The sequence below is a fragment of the Rathayibacter sp. CAU 1779 genome, assembly GCF_054551755.1.
Genome location: NZ_JBTOLK010000002.1, coordinates 505,913 through 525,436 on the forward strand (window position 1 = coordinate 505,913; position 19,524 = coordinate 525,436).

Genomic DNA, 19,524 nt, shown 5'->3' on the forward strand with positions numbered 1-19,524 from the left:
ACGGCCTTCTGAGCCGGTTTTTCTGAGGCGAGGACGGCCGCCGTCAGCCCGCGCTGATTCGTTTTTTCCCGGGAAGCCCCCACAAAATCGGGCGAATTCGAAAAGGCGTGGCGATCAGGTTGGATCTGTGGTCATCTGCCGAATTGTGTCAGCGAGTACGTCCGCCGGCACCTGCCGCAGTACGCGCGACGCAGCTGCGATCCGTGCCAGCTGTACTGGTAGACGCGATCGGGCCGGCTACCGCATCGCGGGCAGCTCCGCGCTCGGTCGAGCGCCAGCCGGGCGGCATCGTCGAGCTTGTCCACGCTCATGTTCCCGATTCTCCGCCGCCGGCGACACACCGAGGCGTGCGGCCCGGCATGTTCGGATTCGTGAGGATCCTGGCGACCATGAGCATGCTCGACAATCACCGCACGGCGATACATCCGGCCGGCGACACCGACCCTCACCGCAACCCGGTCCGGGTGACGCCCATCGATTACCCGTTCACTGACTGGGCGCCGGAGACGGGCAAGGACGCCAAGTGGTTCGTGCCGGTGAGTCGCCGCGAGGAATACCGCGCCGCAAACGTGAACAAGATGCAGATCCAGCACGACAAGATACGCCGGCAGGCCGATGACGCGTTCGGTCCCCGCGGTCAGGAGATGCCGTACGACGAACTGCTGCACCGCAGCCGGCTCGCCGAAGCGGACCGGATGGTCAAGAACCGGCAGCACGCGGCCGAGTACGCGCGGATCCACGTCCGTCCCTGCCCGGTGTGCGGCCTGGTCTCCGACGACAAGTATTGGCGCGACCTCAAGGCCGGCGCCGTCCCCGACCTGCCGGGACCCCGCCGTGTCTGCGCCGGCTGCGTCACCCTGGTGGAGGACGAGCTGCGCGCCGGATACCGGCTCCCCGACGGACGCACCCGACGGGAGGCCGCCGCCGAGTTCGTCAACCACTGGGCAGCACGCAAGGCGGACGCATCATGACCGACGCCACGACGGGCGTCGACGCGGGCGCGCCGGTCGAACCGCCGGCGAACTACCCACTGGCCGACTGGGACGAAGAGGGTGGCACCTGGTACGTGGAGCCGCGGTGCCGCACCGACTACGTGCTCGAGTCGGCGAGGTTCACGTCAGAGATCTTGTTCCGCGACAGCACCCGCACGAGGGCGCTGACCCAGCTGGTCGACCTGTTCGGGTGTGAGACCTCTAACGTCATCGGCGTGTCACCGAAGCCGGACCTCGACAATCCCGTCCTTGCCGGCATCGTGCAGTTGGCGCTCCACGCACACCGCCTCAACCGGGCCCGCCGGCAAGCGCGGTACCGGGCCCAGCGAGCAGCAGGCAACCGATAGCCGTATTGTTCTCGTCGTCAACGATCCGAGCACGAATGTTGACGATCAGCACAGCGTGTCGCGAGCTGCCTGTCACACGTGACGAGCAGACTCGGAAGCAACCGGCGGCGTCGCAAGGGCAAAGCCGGCCAGCCTTTAGGGCGACCCGTACGGCCCAGGTAGTGGACCGTGCACCCGCGACGCCATCGACGGATGGCCGAGCATCTTTGTCCAGCCGCACCGCGGCCCCGACTACCTCGGGCACAACCGGGGTCATGGCCCCCGGTTCGGGCTGGGCACCATTGGCACGACCGGAGTAGGGGAATCGCCGGCGCACGCGGTGCGCGAGAGCATCCCGGTACGGCCACCACCCCGAGGGTTGGAGGATCCATGCCCGCCATCGACACCGGCAGGCTGTACCGAATCGGCACGCCCGGCCTCAGTGCGGTCGCGAAGACGATCGCCTCGTCAGGGATCGACCGATTCCGGAAGAGCTTCGTCTACGGCCGCGCCGTCAGTTACGGCACCCGCAGCCGCAACGACGGCGAAATCGTCACCTCCGCCGAATGGTCACCCGACCACGGCATCCCGCTCACCATCGGGCACGACGGACAAATGGTGGGCCGCTCCGTCCAGATCGAGGAGACCCCCGCCGGCCTCGACGTCCTCTGGGAAATCGAGAACGATCCCACCCTGCGCATCGCGGTCCTCGACGCGCTCAGAGACGGCAGCGACGCACTCTCCATCGGCTATCGGCGAGCAACCCGCAGCAGCCGCGCCGCCGTGCACGAAGCATCCCTCGTCCCCTCGCCCGCGTTCACCGGCTCCGAAGTGCGCGGATTCCTCGGCCCCGAAGTGTTCGCGACGCGACCCGGCGGGCAGCCCTGGCACGCCGTCCCCGGCCCGTACGCGCTCGAGCTCGATCTACTCGGCCACGAAGCAACGCTCCCCAGCTTCGACGTCCCACAGCCCGTCTACGCGCCCGCGCAACCGCTGGCGTTGGAGCCGCGGCACGCACCCGAGCAGCTCGTGACGGCGTTGGCCGGCCTCGAGGTGCGATCGGCCGACGGGATGCACTACATCGAATTGCGATGCGTCCCGTACAACACGCCCACCATGTACACGAAGCCGCCGGAGAAGATCGCCACCCACGCGTTCGCGTCCGTCACCACCGCGGACCCCGGCAAGATCCGACTCGTCGAAGACCACGCGATCAGCAACCGGCCCGTCGGCGTCGCGCAACACTTCCAAGACCGCGCCGATGGCCTCTACGGCAGCTTTAGGCTCTACGACACCCCCTCCGGTCGCGGCGCACTCGAAAACGCGATGGAGAACACCTACGGCGGATGCAGCATCGGCTTCGTCGCGCAAGAAGAACACCGCGAAGCCGGCCTCCGCGTCATCACCAAAGCCCGCCTACACCACGTCGCCCTGGTCAACACCCCCGCCTACACCGAGGCGACAATCCTCGGCGTCCGATGAACAACCCCTTGTTCCCGCCTCTCCCCCACCTCCCCCAGGGCACGGAGACGATCAAGTTGGACTCATCACGACGACTGGCCGCGTTCCGCAGCGCAATGCACCGCGATACAACGACATGGGCGGGGCAGATCCGGGAAACGCTGCGCGCACTTGCGCACGGCGCGCTCCTCGGCGTCACCGGCGACACTGCCCGCGCGGCGCGGATGCGCGGCACCGGGAGTATCGAGACTCGCGACGATGGATGACGCAGACGGATCACTCGAGCTCTCCGCGTTCGCGGAGGATCCCCGCATCGGCTCCCGCACACTCGCCGTCGGCATCGACCACGCCAACGTCGCGACCTCGAGCGGCCCGACCCACGGACCACCTGAAGGCGGCGCATTCACGACCCGCTCTGGGAGTTCGCTGGGAGTGAGTCGCGAACCGTCGCACTATCGCGCGTTCTCTACGGATGCCGTCAGCGGCGGGTGTTTAACTGCCTCCCATGCACCCCAAGACCGTCTCCGTCCGACTCCCCCGCCTCATCGACACACCCGAGGTCGTCGCCCGCATTCCTGCATCCGCGGCGGCCGAGCTCGAGGCCATCTACGCGCTGCTGCCCGCCTACATCGACGTCGGCAACGGAGAGCGGACCACCGCCCACACCCCCGAAGCGGAACGCCTCTACAACGAGTTTCATAAGCACCTTGACCGGTACGAATCGTTCATGCGGGAGCACCGACTCGGCGGCCTAAGTGGTGTACGCCTCGAGCGGGCAGTCGTGCATCAGTTCCTCGAGGGCGCCGTGTTCGTCGACGACGCATCCGACGGTGCGCCGCTTCGCATCCGGCTCGCCGACGGGCAGATCATCGAAGCGCCCACCGAACGGCAAGCGCTCTACCAGATCGATCACACCACTCGGCAGGCCGGCCTACCCTCGCCATCGCACGATCAGATGGAGTTCTGGGACGGCATGAAGCGCACGCCCGACCTCCACGCCGCATGGCTTCGCTCCCAAGCCGCACGCGACGCGCGCGAGCAATACCAAGCGCTCTGCATCCGCATCGCCGAAGACCTCGCACCCACCACCAAGTGGGCGCCCGAATACACCGCCGCACGCGTCGCACTCCAAGCCGCCGAGGACGCACGCGCCGCGTAAATCACGCGTCCGCCCACACCGCAAGCGCGCCGTGTGGCCCGTAACGGCCCAGATCGAGCTTCCCCGCCCTCCCCAGACGTCGAACGACCGCCGGTGTAGTCCCGAGGGCATCCGCGGCCTGTTCGAGCGTGTACAGGCCGCACAGCGGCGCCCTGACCAATTCAGGCGCCGCAGTGATGATCGCCACGGCATCCGAGGAGACCGCTGTCGTCTCGATCCGCTCGACGACATCCGCAGGCGCCGGCACGCGGTGCGCGCCAGGCGGGATCCTCCACTTGCCGTCGACGAGCTGCGCACCCTGGAGCTCGCCAGCCGCCAACCACCGCCGCACGGTGCGATCCTTCGCACCGGATGCCGCGCAGTACTGCTCGACCGTCATCCAAACGACCGGTGTCATGCCATCGCCATCGGCATATGCCACTGTCATGACACGGACGGTAGCAGCGACTCGGAGACGCCGAAATCGCGGTCATCAGTCGTGGGCTAACGTGGGCTATCTCGGTGTCGGCTGGTGTCGATTCACGTCGGCTTGAGTCACCCCCTGTCGGGATTCTGATACGCTTAATCCGCTGGTCAGAAGCGGGAAATTCCGCGACCTGACTGGTCGCTCCGAGAGCGAATTGTCCAAGCTTCCAAACTGATGGTGCGGGTTCGATTCCCGTCATCCCCTCTCCTGGCTCCGAGACTGCCGAACGGCACGCTCGGAGCCTTTTGCGTCCGTTCGTGAGCCCAGCGAATCCGGGGCGAAGCATGAGCATCCGTCACTGAAGTGTGCCCTGGACAAGGGGACGCATCGATCTGCCAGGATGGGCGGATGCCGACGCGCACCACTGCACTATCCCGCGCCGTGTCCGCCATCATCTTGGGCGTTCTCGCTCTCGGTCTGACCGCCTGCACGGCGGCTGCCCCTCCGGTCGACGCCACCACTCACCTCTCAACGGGAGGCAGGCATACGTGCGCTCCTGGAACGTCCATCGAGCTGGACGGGCAATCGCGCACGTTCCTGCTGTCGGGAGAATGCGCATCCGTCTCGGTGAACGGCAAGGGCATCACGGTGCGCATCGAGCGGGCCGTTTCGCTGAACATCCAGGGCGAGTCCGACTCGATCACCGTGGCCGACCGTGTCGGATCCGCCATCATCAAGGGCAACGGCATCTCCCTCACGGCCGACTCCGTCGGCTCGGTGCAGATCACCGGGCAGAACAACTCGATCTCGGTGCCGGCACTCGGGTCGGTGACGGTGCAGGGCGACCACAATGTCGTGACCACCCACACCAAGCCCAGCGACTATCGGGTGACGGGTCAGGACGACACCCTGCACATCCGCTGACGAGGCCGCATTCGCTCACTCGGCCGTCGATTTGCGAGAATCGTCTCTGACGAGCGCAGAGCTGCGCAACGAGCCCCCAGCACGGCACGGTCGCCGTGCGCCGACGATGAAAGCCCACGATGACCCCAGACGAAGCAGCAGCCATTCTCGAGGTCGCGCAGGATGCCAGTGCCTCCGACATCCTCGCCGCATACTCCAAGAAGGCGCAGGCGGCTGGCGGGTCGGGTGACCTCGCCGCCGAGAAGGCCGAGGTGCAGATCCTTCAGGATGCCCGGGTCACCCTCATGACGAACCGTCAGAAGCTGCAGGGCACGCAGCAGCGCACCGAGGTGGCCGCGCGGGCCGCCGGCAAGGCGCCCCAGTCGTCCGGAAAGCCGGAGTACGGCGAGCGGGCTGCAGCGACCGTCGAATCTGGATGGCCGGACGACGCGCCCAAGGGCAAATCGCGCACCGCCGATGAAGAGCTCGTCCGCAAGCAGCGGTCCTTCATCATCGCGGTGATCGGACTGGTGCTCTCGCTCACCGCCTGGTTCTGGTGGCTGCTCGAACCGTTGTCGCTCTTCGGCATCGGCCTCAACATCTGGGCGCTGATCCGGGTACGCGGCTTCGGCAGCGGCATGTACACCGGGACGCGGATCGTGTCGTGGATCTCGATCGTGCTCGGTGTCTTCGGACTGGTGGGCAACATCCTGCTCGTCGTCAACGGAGTCATGGCCGGCAAGTAGTGCCGTTCCGTCTGGTTGGCTGGGCGACTTAGCCCAGCCTGTGCTTGCTTGCGGAATGCCGCTGGCTGCGTAGCGTTGTTCGTGTCATCACGAGCGAAGGGACGCCTGCATCCATGAGCACCACCGACACGACACCCAAGGCCACCACCAACCCCGACGTCGCCGCCGGAACCGCACAGTTCCTGACGCCCGTCGTCATCGAGCTCGAGGCGCTCGTCGTCAACGGCAAGCAGGCGCACTGGAACCTGCGCGGCGCCAACTTCATCGGCGTGCACGAGCTTCTGGACACGCTCGTCGAGCACGCCCAGGAGTGGGCAGACACCGCCGCCGAGCGGATCGTCGCGCTCGGCCTGCCGATCGACGCCCGCATCGCGACGGTGGCAGCCAACACGAAGGCGCCGGCGCTGAGCGACGGATTCGTGCAGTCCGGTCAGTCCATCGCCGAGGTCATCGGCCAGATCGACACAGCCCTCGAGACCGTCAACACCGCCGTTCGCGAACTGGACGAGCTCGACCAGACCAGTCAGGACGTAGCGATCGAGATCGCTCGGGGCCTGGACAAGGATCGCTGGCTGCTGTTCGCGCACATCGCGAAGTAGCGCAGACACAAACGAAGAGGGGTCGCGACCACGGGTCGCGACCCCTCTTCGTGTCTCTGCGGATCGGATTTCGACAGGCTCGACCCGCGGTGCGCGAGGAGTCTGTCCGCACAGTTGCACTCGCTGAAGCCAGCCCGGCAGTTCACGCCTGGCAGTACGGGCACCAGTAGAGCTTGCGCGCCGTCATCAGCTCCATCACGATGTGCGTTCCGCACACCCTGCAGGGCAACCCCTCGCGCTTGTACACCCAGTGGCGGTCCTCACGACTGACCATCGCCTTCGCCCAGTCTTCCGGCGTGAGGTCATCCATGGTCATCATCTGACCGGTGCGCACGCCGACCTCGAGCAGGTGGGCCCAATCCCGCCATAGCGAACGCGCGGTGTCGCCCGGGACCTTGTTGCCGGGAGTGTGCGGGTTCAGCCGCGCCCTGAACAGCAGCTCGGCACGGTACACGTTGCCGATGCCGCTGACGATGGACTGATCCATCAGGAGGAGTCCGATCGGCGTCTTCTTCGCGGTGAGCGCCAGGGCGACCGCCTCCTCGACCTCCGGGCCGTCATCCACCCGCGGGTCCGGTCCCAGTCCCGCGATCGCGGATGCCGCCGTCTCGCTGTCGATCACCTGACATGCCGTCGGACCGCGCAGGTCCGCGACCGCGGTATCCGTGAGGAGCCGGGCGCGGACGGCGCCGACGGGCTCCGGCGGGAAGACGAACGCGCTGTCGTCCTCCTTCTCGGATTCGGACATCCGCAGGCGCGCCCGGCGCGGAGCCCCCATGCTCGCGATCGAGTCCTCACCCCGCGAGTCCAGCACGGTTCCGTGCTGATTCGTCTGGCCCATGCGCCCGCCGGACGACCGGATCGTGTCGTCCACGGTGATCTCGCCCGCGAAGTCCCACGCACCGTAGATGCCGAGATGGATCCGCAGCCACAGGCCGTTGTCGAACTCGAGGAACATCTGCTTGCCGACTGCACGGGCATCCACCATGGTGCGGCCGTCGATCAACGCGGCTTCCGCTGCGAAGCGTCCCTGCGGGGAGCTCACGGACACGCTCTTGCCGACGAAGTTGCGGCGGAACTGCAGCGCGATGCGGTGGACGGAGTGACCCTCTGGCATTGCTAGTGGTCGACGTTCTTGCCTGCGATGTCGCCGGTCTCCTCGAACTCGGCGAGCTGGGCGATCCTACGTGCGTGCCGCTCCTCGAAGGAGAACGGCTCCGCGATGAACGTGTCGATGAACGAGATCGCCTCGTCCACGGTGTGCTGCCTGGCACCGATCGCGATGACGTTGGCGTCGTTGTGCTGGCGCGCCAGGAGCGCCGTGCTCTCGTTCCAGACCAGAGCGGCGCGGACGCCGTGCACCTTGTTCGCCGCGATCTGCTCCCCGTTGCCCGAGCCACCGAACACCACACCGAGCGCGTGCACGCCCGCCAGCTGATCGGCCACCACACCCTTCGCGGCGTTGATGCAGAACGCCGGATAGTCGTCAAGCGGATCGAAGTCCTGCGGTCCATGGTCGATCACCTCGTGACCGACCTCGCGGAGGTGCTGCTGCAGAGTCTGGGAGAACTCGAGCCCGGCGTGATCGGTGGCGATGTGGATGCGCATAGACATCAGTTTAGAGAGGCCACGCTGGCACGAAGACGCACTCTCGGTCGGACGAACGCGCACTCTCGGTGGGACAAACGCGCACTCTCGGTCGGACGAACGCGCACTCTCGGCGGGGCCAAGGCGCACTCTCGGCGGGGCAACGACACCGGTCGGCGGCGTGGCCCGGCGCGGCACGGGATCAGTCGAAGATCGGCTCGCGTGTGCGGCTGCGCTTGAGCTCGAAGAAGCCGTCGTAGGACGACGCGGCGACCACGCCGTCCCAGAGCGCGAGCGCCATCTCGCCACGCGGCGTCGGCGAGATGACCGGGCCGAAGAAGGCCGCTCCGTTGAGGGCGATCACCGGGGTGCCGACATCCTGGCCGACCCTGCTGATGCCATCCGCGTGGCTCGCCCGCAGTTGCGCATCGTATTCGTCGGAGTCGGCGAATCGGGCGTAGTCCGCCGGCAGGCCGACCTCGGCGAGTGCCTCGGCGACGACGGCCTCGACATCCTTGCGATGGCCGGGGTGGATCCGCGTGCCCAGCGCGTCATACAGCGGCTTGACGGCGCGCTGACCCTCGAGCTCCCCCACGGCCGTCACCAGGCGGGCATAGCGGAGGGTGCGGGGCAGCATCCTGCGGTACGACTCCGACACGTCCTTGTCCTCGTTGAGCACGTAGAGGCTCATGATGTGCCAAGTCACGTTCAGGTCGCGGTGCGGGGCGACCTCGTCGACCCAGCGGGAGGTCATCCAGGCCCACGGGCAGGAGGGGTCGAACCAGAAATCAACGTCGGTCATGGCATCCATCTAAGCGATGGCGCCCCGGATTCGCGGACACCGCGGAACCACCCACCGCGCTGCAGGCAATGTGGCGGGTGCCGTCAGCCGATCTGCGCGACAGCTCTGGCGATCACCAGCGCGAGCATCACGAAGCCGGCGAACGACTCCAACGCCATCAGTGCCTTCGCCCTCGTCGACAACGGCATCGTGTCGGTCGGGCTGAACGCCATCGAGTTGGTGAGAGAGAAGTAGAGGTAGTCGACGAAGGTCGGAACCCAGTCGCTGTCGATCGACGAACCGGCGCGCACCTCCACGACGTTGTCGTGATCCTCATCTTGCGGAAACCGGAAGTCCGCGAGCCTCAGGTCCGTCCGTTTCACCGTCGTCCTGGCCACCGGTCCACCGCGGTCGATGCACCAGTACAGCAGGGCGAAAGCGATGACGTTGGTCACCCACACCTGCAGCGACGCGAGAAGAAGAGAGCCGCCCTCGTTGGACTTGTGCACGAGTTGCACGATGAGCAGTACCAGCGTGAGCTGGTTGGCGAGCAGGATGATCAGGGCGAGCGCCACCTCCGACAACCGGGAGAACCGTGTCTCCTTCGTATACCGGTGGGGGTTCAGCACGATCAGCGGGATGAGCAGAACCAGCCCGATCCCCACGACGACGTATCGCTGGATGGCGAACAGGTTGCTGGGCAAGAAGGTGTACAACGCCAGCGCGATCACGATGGCGACCACAACGGGCCACCGATGCTCCGGCCGCGCCGTGCGTTCATCCCGTTCGACCACAGGCGAAGTCTAGAAGTCTGCACGCGTCGCGCGATTAGGCTTGACGATCGGGCATCGTCCACGATACGAGCCCGTCATCGGTCCGGCCGCAACAGCCGCACGCAAGGATCATCGGCGCTTCCGCGTCGATCGACATCAGGAGAGACATGCCAGGAGAGAACCTCACGCGCATCGAGGCGGCCGAACGCCGCGCCATCGTCGACACGCACACCTACGACGTCGTACTGGATCTGACCACCGGTGACGAGACCTTCCTCAGCACCACGACGGTGACGTTCGCGGCGACAGAGGGCGCGTCGACGTTCATCGATGCGATCACGGCCTCCGTGGAATCCATCGTGCTCAACGGGGAGTCGCTCGATGTGGCGGAGGTGAACGACGGGGTGCGCATCCAGCTGCCGAATCTCAAGGCGGAGAACGAACTGACCGTCGTGTCGCACCCCCGCTACACGAACACCGGCGAGGGTCTCCACCGGTTCGTCGACCCCGTGGACGGCGAGGTGTACCTCTACACGCAGTTCGAGGTCCCGGATTCCCGGCGCATGTTCGCCGTGTTCGAGCAGCCCGATCTGAAGGCACGGTTCACGTTCACGGTGACCACGCCGGCCGCGTGGGCGGTCGTGAGCAACTCGCCCGCGGCATCCGTCGAGGAGTCCGGGGATGCCAAGACCACCGTCTTCGAGCAGACGCCGGTGATCTCCTCCTACATCACGGCCCTCATCGCGGGCCCGTACACGAGCTGGCACTCCGAGCTGACCAGCAGCGACGGACGCACCATTCCGCTCGGCGTCTACTCGCGCGCTTCGCTCGCCGAGTACATGGATGCCGAATACATCTTCGACAAGACCCGCGAGGGCTTCGCGTTCTACGAGGAGCGGTTCGATGTGCCGTACCCGTTCGCGAAGTACGACCAGCTGTTCGTTCCCGAGTTCAACGCCGGCGCCATGGAGAACGCGGGCGCGATCACGTTCACCGAGACGTACGTTTTCCGCTCGAAGGTGACGGACGCCATCAAGGAGCGCCGGGTCGTCACGATCCTGCACGAGCTGGCCCACATGTGGTTCGGCGACCTCGTCACCATGAAGTGGTGGAACGACCTCTGGCTGAACGAGTCGTTCGCGGAGTATGCGTCGACGCTCGCCACCGCTGAGGCGACTGAGTGGTCGGAAGCGTGGACGACGTTCGCCGCCATGGAGAAGAGCTGGGCGTACCGGCAGGACCAGCTGCCGTCGACGCACCCGATCGTGGCGACCATCAACGACCTCGAGGACGTGCAGGTCAACTTCGACGGCATCACGTATGCGAAGGGCGCTTCCGTGCTCAAGCAGCTCGTGGCCTGGGTGGGACAGGACGACTTCCTCGCGGGTGTCTCGCAGTACTTCAAAAAACACGCCCACTCGAACACGGAGCTGCGCGACCTGCTCGTCGAGCTCGAGGCCACGAGCGGCCGCGACCTCACGTCGTGGTCGAAGCTGTGGCTCGAGACCGCAGGGGTGAACACCCTCCGGCCTGCGATCGCGACGGATGCGGACGGCATCGTGACCGAGTTCGCCGTGCTGCAGAGCGCGCACCCCGACTACCCCACGCTGCGCCCGCATCGCCTGGCGATCGGCCTCTACAACCTGCGTGGAGCCGGAACGGATCAGGAGCGCCTGGTGCGCGACGCGCGCCTCGAACTCGATGTGGACGGCGAGCGCACGGAGGTCCCCGAGCTCGTCGGCAAGAAGCGTCCCGACCTCATCCTCATCAACGACGACGACCTCGCCTATGCGAAGATCCGGCTCGATGACGACTCGCTGGCTGTCGCGATCGAGCACCTGAGCGACATCGAGTCGCCGCTTGCGCGGTCGCTCGTGTGGGGATCCGTGTGGGATGCCACGCGCGACGCCGAGACTCCGGCCCGTGACTACGTGCGCCTGGTGCTGGGCAACATCGGCTCGGAGACCGAGTCCACCACGCTGCGCACCACGCTCAACCAACTCGTGCTGAGCGTGCATTCGTACGTCGCACCCGAGCGCAGCACGGCATCCGCCGAGGAGGCCGCCGATGCCCTGTGGCAGCTCGCCGAGGCGGCTCAGGCCGGCAGCGATGCGCAGTTCCAGTTCGTGAAGTTCTTCGCCGCCCTGGCCTCGACGCCGGACCAGCTCGCGAAGGTCGCCGGACTCCGCGACGGATCCGTCGTGCTCGATGACCTCACGGTCGACACCGATCTGGCGTGGGAACTGCTCACGTCGCTGGTTGCCGGCGGCGCGGCGGGCGCGGCCGAGATCGACGCCGCTCTCGCCGCCGACAACACGGCGAACGGCGCACAGGCCGCGGCTCAGGCCCGCGCCGCCATCCCGACGGCGGAGGGCAAAGCCGCAGCATGGGCGAGCGTCTTCGACTCTAACGACCTGCCCAACACGATCGTGCGGATGACCGGGGTGGGCTTCCAGCGCGTGCACGACACGGCGCTGCTCAAGCCGTACGTGGCCAAATACTTCGAGGCGCTGCAGTCCGTGTGGGCCTCCCGCACCTACAAGATCGCCGAGTACCTCGTCGAGGGCATGTACCCGTATCCGCTCGCGAACCGCGAGCTCGCCGAGGCGACTCGGGCGTGGCTGGACGCGAACGCCGAGCCTGCTGCGCTGCGCCGCATGGTGTCGGAGAACCTCGCATCCGTCGAACGTGCACTGGCGGCGCAGGAGCGCGACACGCAGGCCTGACCTCCAGCCGGCCAAGCCGGTCCGCCGGCCGCTGGTTGAGCTTGTCGGACCCAGGTCACTGGTTTCGACAGGCTCAACCAGCGGTGGGTGCCATGCGGCTGTTCGGCGCGCTCAACCAGCGGCGGCAGACGTGAACTCGACGAGTGCCATACGTCGAGATCGCCGTCGAGGCGGACACCACTCATCCTCTGGATGGATGCCCCAGGTCACCCCGTCCAGCAGACTGTCCTCATGATCGAAATCGAAGGCCTCAGCAAGAGGTACGGCCCCAAGCTGGCTGTCGACGATGTGAGCTTCACGGTGCGCCCAGGCATCGTCACCGGATTCCTCGGACCCAACGGCGCAGGCAAGTCCACCACCATGCGCATGATCATGGGACTGGACCGGCCGACCGCCGGACGGGCGCTCGTGGCCGGCAAGCCGTACGCCCAGCATCGGGCTCCTCTGCACGAGGTCGGTGCGCTGTTGGAGGCCAAGGCCGTGCACACCGGCCGCTCCGCCTACAACCACCTGCGCGCGCTCGCGGCGACCCACGGCATCCCGAAGTCTCGCGTGCGGGACGTCATCGCCATGACCGGGCTCGACTCGGTGGCGAACAAGCGCGTCGGGGGCTTCTCTCTCGGCATGGGGCAGCGCCTCGGCATCGCGGCGGCGCTGCTCGGCGATCCGCACACGCTCATCCTCGACGAACCGGTCAACGGTCTCGATCCCGAGGGCGTGCGGTGGGTGCGCGAATTCTGCCGGTATCTGGCGTCCGAGGGACGCACCGTCTTCATCTCCTCGCACCTGATGAGCGAGATGGCGCAGACCGCCGACCACCTGATCGTGCTCGGCCGCGGACACGTGCTCGCCGATGCTCCCATCTCTGAGGTGATCGCGGGCGCGACGCGTCGTGTGGTACGCGTGCGCACCCCGCAGGCCTCAGCGCTCACAGCGGCCCTCACCGGTCCGGACATCACGGTCACGTCGTTCGACGACGGCGCGCTGGAAGTGTCGGGACTCAACGCAGCGCAGATCGGCGACGCGGCAGCGGCGTCGGGCATCGCGCTCCACGAACTCACGCCCATCGACGCCTCCCTAGAGGAGGCCTACCTCGAACTCACGCAGGACGAGGTCGAATACCACTCGGAGATGACCCGATGACCACCGCGACCGACACTCTGCAGCGCCCGACACCGGCGACGAGCCCGCTGGACGGCATCCGTCTCTCGTTCGCCGGCCTGCTCCACTCCGAATGGATCAAGTTGCGCAGCCTGCGCTCCACGATCTGGTGCCTCGGCATCGTCATCGTGCTCGCGGTCGGGCTCGCCGCGGCCGGATCCGGACTCATCCGCCTCGACAACGTCTCGCAGATCCCCGCCGAAGCGGCGAATTCGAATCTCGTCTCCGCGGCGACCATCGGCGTGGTGTTCACGCAGCTCGCCGTCGCCGTTCTCGGCGTCCTCGTGATCAGCGGCGAGTATGCGACAGGCATGATCCGCTCCACCTACACGGCCGACCCCAGGCGTCTCGGCGCCTACTTCGCGAAGTTCATCGTGCTGACGGTCGTCGTCTTCGTCGTCGGCGTGGTCTCGATCGGCATCTCCGGGCTCGTTGCCGGCGGGATCCTCCACGCCAGAGGGCTCGACACCGACCTCATGTCGTCGAGCGTGCTGCTTCCGATGCTCGGCGGTGCGATCTACCTCGCACTCGTCGCCATGCTCGCGTTCGCATTTGGAGCGCTCATCCGCAGCTCGGCCGGCGGCATCGCCACCATCCTCGGCACGCTCCTCGTGCTCCCGATCATCGGCAGCCTCGTCTACGGCCTCACGCAGGCGAAGTGGGTGGAGAACCTGATGCAGTTCCTGCCCTCGCAGGCCGGCGGCCAGCTGTACTCCTACGTGGCCCCGGGCACGAAGCAGGTCACGATGCACGACGGTCTCCTCTCGCTCAACTCGTGGCAGGGCGGACTCGTCGTCCTGGGATGGGTCGTGGTCGTCACTGTGGTGGGTGCGATCCTGACCAAGCGGCGGGACGTGTAGCGAACCGTCGATCGGCCAGGGGGCTGCCGGGTGCGACACCACCCGGCCACGGATGCCCGCGGGCGGCGAGTAGGGCGCCGACCGCGGGCATCCGTGTATCCGTACTCTGCTCTTTCGGTGCTCGGCTCTTTCGGTGCTCGGCTCACGAGTTCGTGAGCGCCGCGGCCGGACAGGCAATGCCTAGCGACTGTCCAGGATGCGCCAGACCTGCTCACTACACTCGGACACGATGATCTTCACCTCCGCTACTCCCGACGTCAGTGCAGTGACCGACCCGACATTCTGGGAGACCGTGCTCAGCGGGTTGACGGCGATCGGCTGGAAGCTCGTGTGGATCGCCGTCATCGTCGTTCTCGCGTTCCTCGCGTCGTGGCTGCTGCGATTCGTTATCCGCCGGGTCGTGCGGCGCATCGTCTCCGGCGTCAAGAACAAGCAGAACGTCGACGACACCCAAGCCCTCACCGCCTCGCCGATCGCCGCAGTTCGCGTGGTCCAGCGCACCCGCACACTCGGCACGGTGCTCAGCAACATCGTGAACGTCGTGATCGCGATCATCGCGATCGTGCTTGTCGTCTACACCATCAACTCGGAGATCCTCGGATCTTTCGCACTGCTCAGCGCCGCGGTCGGCGCCGGACTCGGTTTCGGCGCACAGAACATCGTGAAAGACGTGCTGAACGGGCTTTTCATGGTCATGGAGGACCAGCTCGGCGTTGGCGACGTCGTCGACCTAGGGCCGGCCACCGGCATCGTCGAGGCCGTCGGCATCCGGGTGACGCAGATCCGCGACGTCAACGGCACACTCTGGTTCGTGCGCAACGGCGAGATCCTGCGCGTGGGCAACATGTCACAGGGCTGGGCTCGGGTCATCACGGATCTCGCCGTGCCCTACGACAGCGACGTCGACGCGATCGAGGACCGCATGGTGAAGGTCGCGACGGAGCTCGCGACCTCTCCCCGATGGCGGTCCCGCATCGTCGAGAAGCCCGAGCTGTGGGGCATCGAGTCCGTCACGCCCGACGCCGTCGTGCTGCGAGTGGTGCTGAAGACACGCACCACGGCGAAAGACGACGTGGCCCGCGAACTGCGCAAGCGCCTCAAGGATGCGCTCGACGAGATGGGCGTCAAGCTTCCATCGCTCACCAACGTGGTGCTCACCGGATTCGACGGGGCGGCGAGCATCTCGGGTGCGCATCCGCCGCGGACGCGCCCGAACCCGGTGGTCACCACCGAAGAGCCGAAGGCCAAACGGCGGCGCGGAAAGGCGAGCGTCCAGACGGCGACACCCGGAACGACCTCGGCGCGGACCGCCGCGGGACGGGACGCGACCGCGCGAGCATCCGGATCGTCCGCCACCGGATCGCGGGCATCAGAGTCACCAGCATCCGAGAAGCCGACGACCGCCCGGCACCCGCAGGCGATCACGCGGCCGCAGCCGACATCGGGGCACGATGCCGGCCCTGCCCCGCGCAACCCGTCTCCGGGGGAACGAGGCCTTCAGAGCGACCACCACGACGAAGGACGACCGTGAGCCTCACGAACTCTCCGGGCGAGACGCCCGTCGGCGCGACGAACGACGAGAGCCCGCTGTCCGAGACGGCACACGGCACACCGGCTGCCACGGCAGCACCGCTCACGCTGCGGATGTCCGCCGGCGGCGAGCCCGCTCAGGGCAACTTCTACGACCAGGTCGGCGGGCAGGAGACCTTCCAGCGTCTGGTCGACGCGTTCTATCGCGGGGTGGCCGACGATCCGGTGCTGCGACCCATGTATCCGGAGCAGGATCTCGGCCCGGCCGCCGACCGTCTCCGCATGTTCCTCGAGCAGTACTGGGGTGGGCCGACGACGTACGGCGAGTTGCGCGGACATCCCCGGCTGCGGATGCGGCACGCCCCGTTCAAAGTGAACCCGGAGGCTCGTGACCGCTGGCTCGCACACATGCGCGCGGCGGTCGACGGACTCGCCCTGCCTCCGCTGCAGGATGCGACCCTCTGGTCGTACCTGGAGCGCGCAGCCCACGCGATGGTGAACACGTTCGAGGACTGACGTCACCACGGCGGTCCGTCACCGGCGATACTTGGTCATACGCCCAACTCGAGGCCGACGGGCAGCCCGATCCGTCCGACCGGCCCCGGCGACCGAGCAGTGACGCAATCCGATCGAAGGAGACACCGGATGCCCTCCACCACCCCCGCGCCCGCTTCCCGTCCCGAAGACCAGCACGACGACCCGTCCCCCGCGACCGCGAACGTCGACGCGATCATCGTCGGCGCCGGACTCGCGGGACTGGTGACGGCATCCGAACTGCTGGATCGCGGCAAGCGCGTGCTCGTGCTCGAGCAGGAGCCGCCGCAGTCCCTCGGTGGGCAGGCGTTCTGGTCGTTCGGCGGTCTGTTCCTCATCGACACGCCGGAGCAGCGCCGCATGGGTGTGCACGACTCCCTGGAGCTGGCGCGACAGGACTGGTTCGGCACGGCCGGCTTCGATCGCGAGGAAGACGCCTGGCCGCGCAAGTGGGCAGAGGCCTATCTCGAGTTCGCCGCGGGTGAAAAGCGAGAATGGCTGCGATCCAAAGGGGTCAAGCTGTTCCCCGTCGTCGGATGGGCCGAGCGCGGCAGCGGCACGGCAGGCGGCCACGGCAACTCCGTTCCGCGCTTCCACATCACGTGGGGCACCGGCCCAGGCATCCTGCAACCGTTCATCGATCGGGTGCATCGCGGCGTCAACGAGGGCGTCGCGACTGTGGCGCACCGCCGTCGGGTCGACGAACTCATCGTCGAGGACGGCCGCGTCGTCGGAGTGCGCGGAAGCGTCCTGAAGCCGGACGACGTCGAGCGCGGAGTCGCGAGCAACCGCGAAGTGACCGGCGAGTTCGAGTTCCGTGCGCCGGCCGTCGTGGTGACCTCGGGCGGCATCGGCGGCAACCACGAGCTGGTCCGTGAGAACTGGCCCGAGCGGCTCGGAACTCCCCCCGCTCGGATGCTCGCCGGTGTCCCGGCGCACGTCGACGGCCGCATGATCCCGATCTCACAGCAGGCGGGGGCACGCGTCATCAACGCCGACCGAATGTGGCACTACACGGAGGGCATCCAGAACTGGAATCCCGTCTGGCAGAACCACGGCATCCGCATCCTGCCAGGACCGTCGTCGCTCTGGTTCGACGCCGAGGGCAACCGGCTGCCTGCCCCGCTCTTCCCGGGCTTCGACACGCTCGGCACGCTGGAGCACATCCAGAAGACCGGGCGCGACTACACGTGGTTCGTGCTGACGCAGAAGATCCTCGAGAAGGAGTTCACGCTCTCCGGCAGCGAGCAGAACCCCGACCTCACGGGCAAGGACATCAAGCTGTTGCTGCAACGCGTGCGCTCGGGCGCGCCCGGCCCCGTCGAGGCGTTCAAGCAGCATGGGGTCGACTTCGTGGTCGCGTCCTCCCTGCCGGAGCTCTTCGCCGGAATGCACGCCATCGCCGATGCTCCGTTCGATGAGAACGCCATCGAGCGCACCGTCGTCGAGCACGATCGCGAACTCGACAACGGCTTCTCCAAGGATGCCCAGCTCACCGCGATCACGTCCGCCAGGCGCTACCGCGGGGACAAGCTGATCCGGGTGGCGTCGCCGCACAAGTTCCTCGATCCGAAGACCGGACCACTCATCGCCGTCAAGCTGCACATCCTCACGCGCAAGACGCTGGGCGGCATCGAGACCGACCTGCAGGGCCGCGCTCAGAACGCGCGGGGCACTGCCGTGCCCGGCCTGTACGCCGCGGGAGAGGTGAGCGGCTTCGGCGGGGGCGGAGTGCACGGTTACCGGTCGCTGGAGGGCACCTTCCTCGGCGGATGCCTGTTCTCCGGCAGGCAGGCCGCTCGCGGGGTCCTGACTGACCTCTAGTCGCGCGGTCGATCTGTCGCGGTCGATCAGTCGCGTGGTCGATACTGCGACACCATCGGACACTCGAACGGGTCGCCGGCGGCGAGACCAACGCGATTCAGATACCGGATCACGATCGCGTAGGAGTTCAGCAGCGTCGTCTCGGTGTAGTGCACGTTGTTCTCGAGGCAGTACGCCTTCACGAGTCGCTGGGTGCGACGTAGGGCGGGGCGCGGCATGCTCGGGAACAGGTGATGCTCGACCTGGTAGTTCAGGCCGCCCATGAAGATGTCGACGAACGCCCCACCCGCGATGTTGCGCGAGGTGAGCACCTGGCGTCTCAGGAAATCGACCCTGACATTTCGGGCGATGATCGGCATCCCTTTGTGGTTCGGCGCGAACGACGCACCCATGTAGAGACCGAAGACGGCCATCTGGACGGCGATGAACACCACAGCGATCGGCACAGGCAAGAGCACGAACAGAAGAGCGAAGTATGCGGAGAACCGCAGGAGCAGCAGGGCGATCTCCAACGACCGATGTGCGACGCGCCCCCGACCGAACGCCGACACGAATGCGTGACGGTGCAGGTTGACACCCTCCAGGAGCAGCAGCGGGAAGAACAGGTAGCCCTGCTTGCGAGTGATCAGACGCACCAGGCCGCGGCTGGCTGCGGCATCTTCCTCGAGGAACGAGATGGTGTCCTTCTCGATGTCCGGGTCTTTGCCGACGGTGTTCGGGTTGGCGTGGTGCCTGGAATGCTTGTTCATCCACCAGGCGTAGCTGAGTCCGACGACGAGGTTGCCGAGAACGAGCCCCGCGCGCTCGTTCGCCTTGCCCGAGGCGAAGATCTGACGATGTGCCGCCTCGTGAGCGAGGAAAGCGAACTGCGTGAAGATGACACCCAGCGCCACCGCCACCGCGAGCTGCCACCAACTGTCGCCAATCACCAGCATCGCCGTGATGGCCGCGATCAGGGCAAGACTCCAGCAGGCGAAGACCATCACGTAGAAGCCACGTCGGCGGCGAAGAAGACCTTCCTGCTTGATGGCAGACGAGATCTCGGCGAAAGCGCTCTGTCCGGAAGCGGTCGTGCCCCCTCGTCGCCCTGTGGTGCTGATGATCCGCGATTCGGTTGCGGTCACGATCGCCGTCATGTCGGTGTCCCGTCTCAGGC

The 19,524-nt window shown here is 67.0% G+C and carries 19 protein-coding genes; 13 read left to right on the forward strand and 6 right to left on the reverse strand.

What is annotated here, in order from left to right; all coding sequences use genetic code 11:
- Positions 1-389: 389 nt before the first annotated feature.
- The 4 genes from ACX9R5_RS13285 (at position 390) to ACX9R5_RS13300 (ending at position 3,938) form a co-directional block, all read left to right on the forward strand.
- Positions 390-971 (forward strand): hypothetical protein, encoded by a 582-nt coding sequence (locus ACX9R5_RS13285; protein WP_459409501.1) that lies wholly within the window; start codon positions 390-392, stop codon positions 969-971.
- Positions 968-1,339: a hypothetical protein gene (locus ACX9R5_RS13290; RefSeq protein WP_459409502.1), complete on the forward strand. Its 372-nt coding sequence runs from the start codon at positions 968-970 to the stop codon at positions 1,337-1,339. The genes ACX9R5_RS13285 and ACX9R5_RS13290 overlap by 4 nt, the downstream gene beginning before the upstream one ends.
- A gap of 369 nt (positions 1,340-1,708) precedes the next feature.
- Positions 1,709-2,800, forward strand: a complete 1,092-nt coding sequence (locus ACX9R5_RS13295) for an HK97 family phage prohead protease (protein WP_459409503.1) — start codon at positions 1,709-1,711, stop codon at positions 2,798-2,800.
- 484 nt (positions 2,801-3,284) lie between these two features.
- Positions 3,285-3,938 carry a hypothetical protein gene (locus tag ACX9R5_RS13300; protein WP_459409504.1) on the forward strand — a complete coding sequence of 218 codons (654 nt, stop codon included), beginning with the start codon at positions 3,285-3,287 and terminating at the stop codon, positions 3,936-3,938.
- 1 nt (position 3,939) lies between these two features.
- Here ACX9R5_RS13300 and ACX9R5_RS13305 read toward each other — a convergent pair whose 3' ends face one another.
- Positions 3,940-4,365: a helix-turn-helix domain-containing protein gene (locus ACX9R5_RS13305; RefSeq protein ID WP_459409505.1), complete on the reverse strand. Its 426-nt coding sequence runs from the start codon at positions 4,363-4,365 to the stop codon at positions 3,940-3,942.
- Between the two features lie 420 nt (positions 4,366-4,785).
- Between ACX9R5_RS13305 and ACX9R5_RS13310 the strand changes: the two genes are divergently transcribed.
- The 3 genes from ACX9R5_RS13310 (at position 4,786) to ACX9R5_RS13320 (ending at position 6,592) form a co-directional block, all read left to right on the forward strand.
- Positions 4,786-5,268, forward strand: a complete 483-nt coding sequence (locus ACX9R5_RS13310; RefSeq protein ID WP_459409506.1) for a hypothetical protein — start codon at positions 4,786-4,788, stop codon at positions 5,266-5,268.
- 119 nt (positions 5,269-5,387) lie between these two features.
- Positions 5,388-5,993, forward strand: coding sequence for a hypothetical protein (locus tag ACX9R5_RS13315; RefSeq protein ID WP_459409507.1), 606 nt, complete (start codon positions 5,388-5,390; stop codon positions 5,991-5,993).
- A 113-nt stretch (positions 5,994-6,106) separates the two neighbouring features.
- A complete protein-coding gene (locus ACX9R5_RS13320; protein ID WP_459409508.1) occupies positions 6,107-6,592 on the forward strand; it encodes a Dps family protein in 486 nt (161 codons plus the stop codon).
- 142 nt (positions 6,593-6,734) lie between these two features.
- Here the strand turns inward: ACX9R5_RS13320 and ACX9R5_RS13325 are convergent, their stop codons facing one another.
- The 4 genes from ACX9R5_RS13325 to ACX9R5_RS13340 form a co-directional block, all read right to left on the reverse strand.
- Entirely contained in the window at positions 6,735-7,709 is a 975-nt protein-coding gene (locus tag ACX9R5_RS13325) for an Fpg/Nei family DNA glycosylase (RefSeq protein ID WP_459409509.1), read from the reverse strand.
- Between the two features lie 2 nt (positions 7,710-7,711).
- On the reverse strand, positions 7,712-8,200 hold the full coding sequence (locus ACX9R5_RS13330; RefSeq protein WP_459409510.1) for a ribose-5-phosphate isomerase: 489 nt from the start codon (positions 8,198-8,200) through the stop codon (positions 7,712-7,714).
- 181 nt (positions 8,201-8,381) lie between these two features.
- Complete coding sequence (locus ACX9R5_RS13335; RefSeq protein WP_459409511.1) at positions 8,382-8,981, reverse strand: mycothiol-dependent nitroreductase Rv2466c family protein; 600 nt, start codon at positions 8,979-8,981, stop codon at positions 8,382-8,384.
- Positions 8,982-9,064: 83 nt separating this feature from the next.
- A complete protein-coding gene (locus tag ACX9R5_RS13340; protein WP_459409512.1) occupies positions 9,065-9,754 on the reverse strand; it encodes a hypothetical protein in 690 nt (229 codons plus the stop codon).
- 146 nt (positions 9,755-9,900) lie between these two features.
- Here ACX9R5_RS13340 and pepN point away from each other — a divergent pair, with 146 nt between their 5' ends.
- From pepN to ACX9R5_RS13370, 6 genes are all read left to right on the forward strand, one after another.
- Positions 9,901-12,459 carry an aminopeptidase N gene (gene pepN, locus ACX9R5_RS13345; RefSeq protein WP_459409513.1) on the forward strand — a complete coding sequence of 853 codons (2,559 nt, stop codon included), beginning with the start codon at positions 9,901-9,903 and terminating at the stop codon, positions 12,457-12,459.
- Between the two features lie 231 nt (positions 12,460-12,690).
- Positions 12,691-13,602, forward strand: coding sequence for an ABC transporter ATP-binding protein (locus ACX9R5_RS13350; protein ID WP_459409514.1), 912 nt, complete (start codon positions 12,691-12,693; stop codon positions 13,600-13,602).
- Positions 13,599-14,480 (forward strand): ABC transporter permease subunit, encoded by an 882-nt coding sequence (locus tag ACX9R5_RS13355; RefSeq protein WP_459409515.1) that lies wholly within the window; start codon positions 13,599-13,601, stop codon positions 14,478-14,480. The genes ACX9R5_RS13350 and ACX9R5_RS13355 overlap by 4 nt, the downstream gene beginning before the upstream one ends.
- Before the next feature lie 229 nt (positions 14,481-14,709).
- Positions 14,710-16,011: a mechanosensitive ion channel family protein gene (locus tag ACX9R5_RS13360; RefSeq protein WP_459409516.1), complete on the forward strand. Its 1,302-nt coding sequence runs from the start codon at positions 14,710-14,712 to the stop codon at positions 16,009-16,011.
- Positions 16,012-16,124: 113 nt separating this feature from the next.
- A complete protein-coding gene (locus ACX9R5_RS13365; protein WP_459409687.1) occupies positions 16,125-16,526 on the forward strand; it encodes a globin in 402 nt (133 codons plus the stop codon).
- 129 nt (positions 16,527-16,655) lie between these two features.
- Positions 16,656-18,368, forward strand: coding sequence for an FAD-binding dehydrogenase (locus tag ACX9R5_RS13370; RefSeq protein ID WP_459409517.1), 1,713 nt, complete (start codon positions 16,656-16,658; stop codon positions 18,366-18,368).
- Between the two features lie 26 nt (positions 18,369-18,394).
- On the opposite strand, the gene ACX9R5_RS13375 is transcribed toward ACX9R5_RS13370, so the two are convergent.
- A complete protein-coding gene (locus ACX9R5_RS13375) occupies positions 18,395-19,492 on the reverse strand; it encodes a fatty acid desaturase family protein (RefSeq protein ID WP_459409518.1) in 1,098 nt (365 codons plus the stop codon).
- Positions 19,493-19,524: the final 32 nt, after the last annotated feature.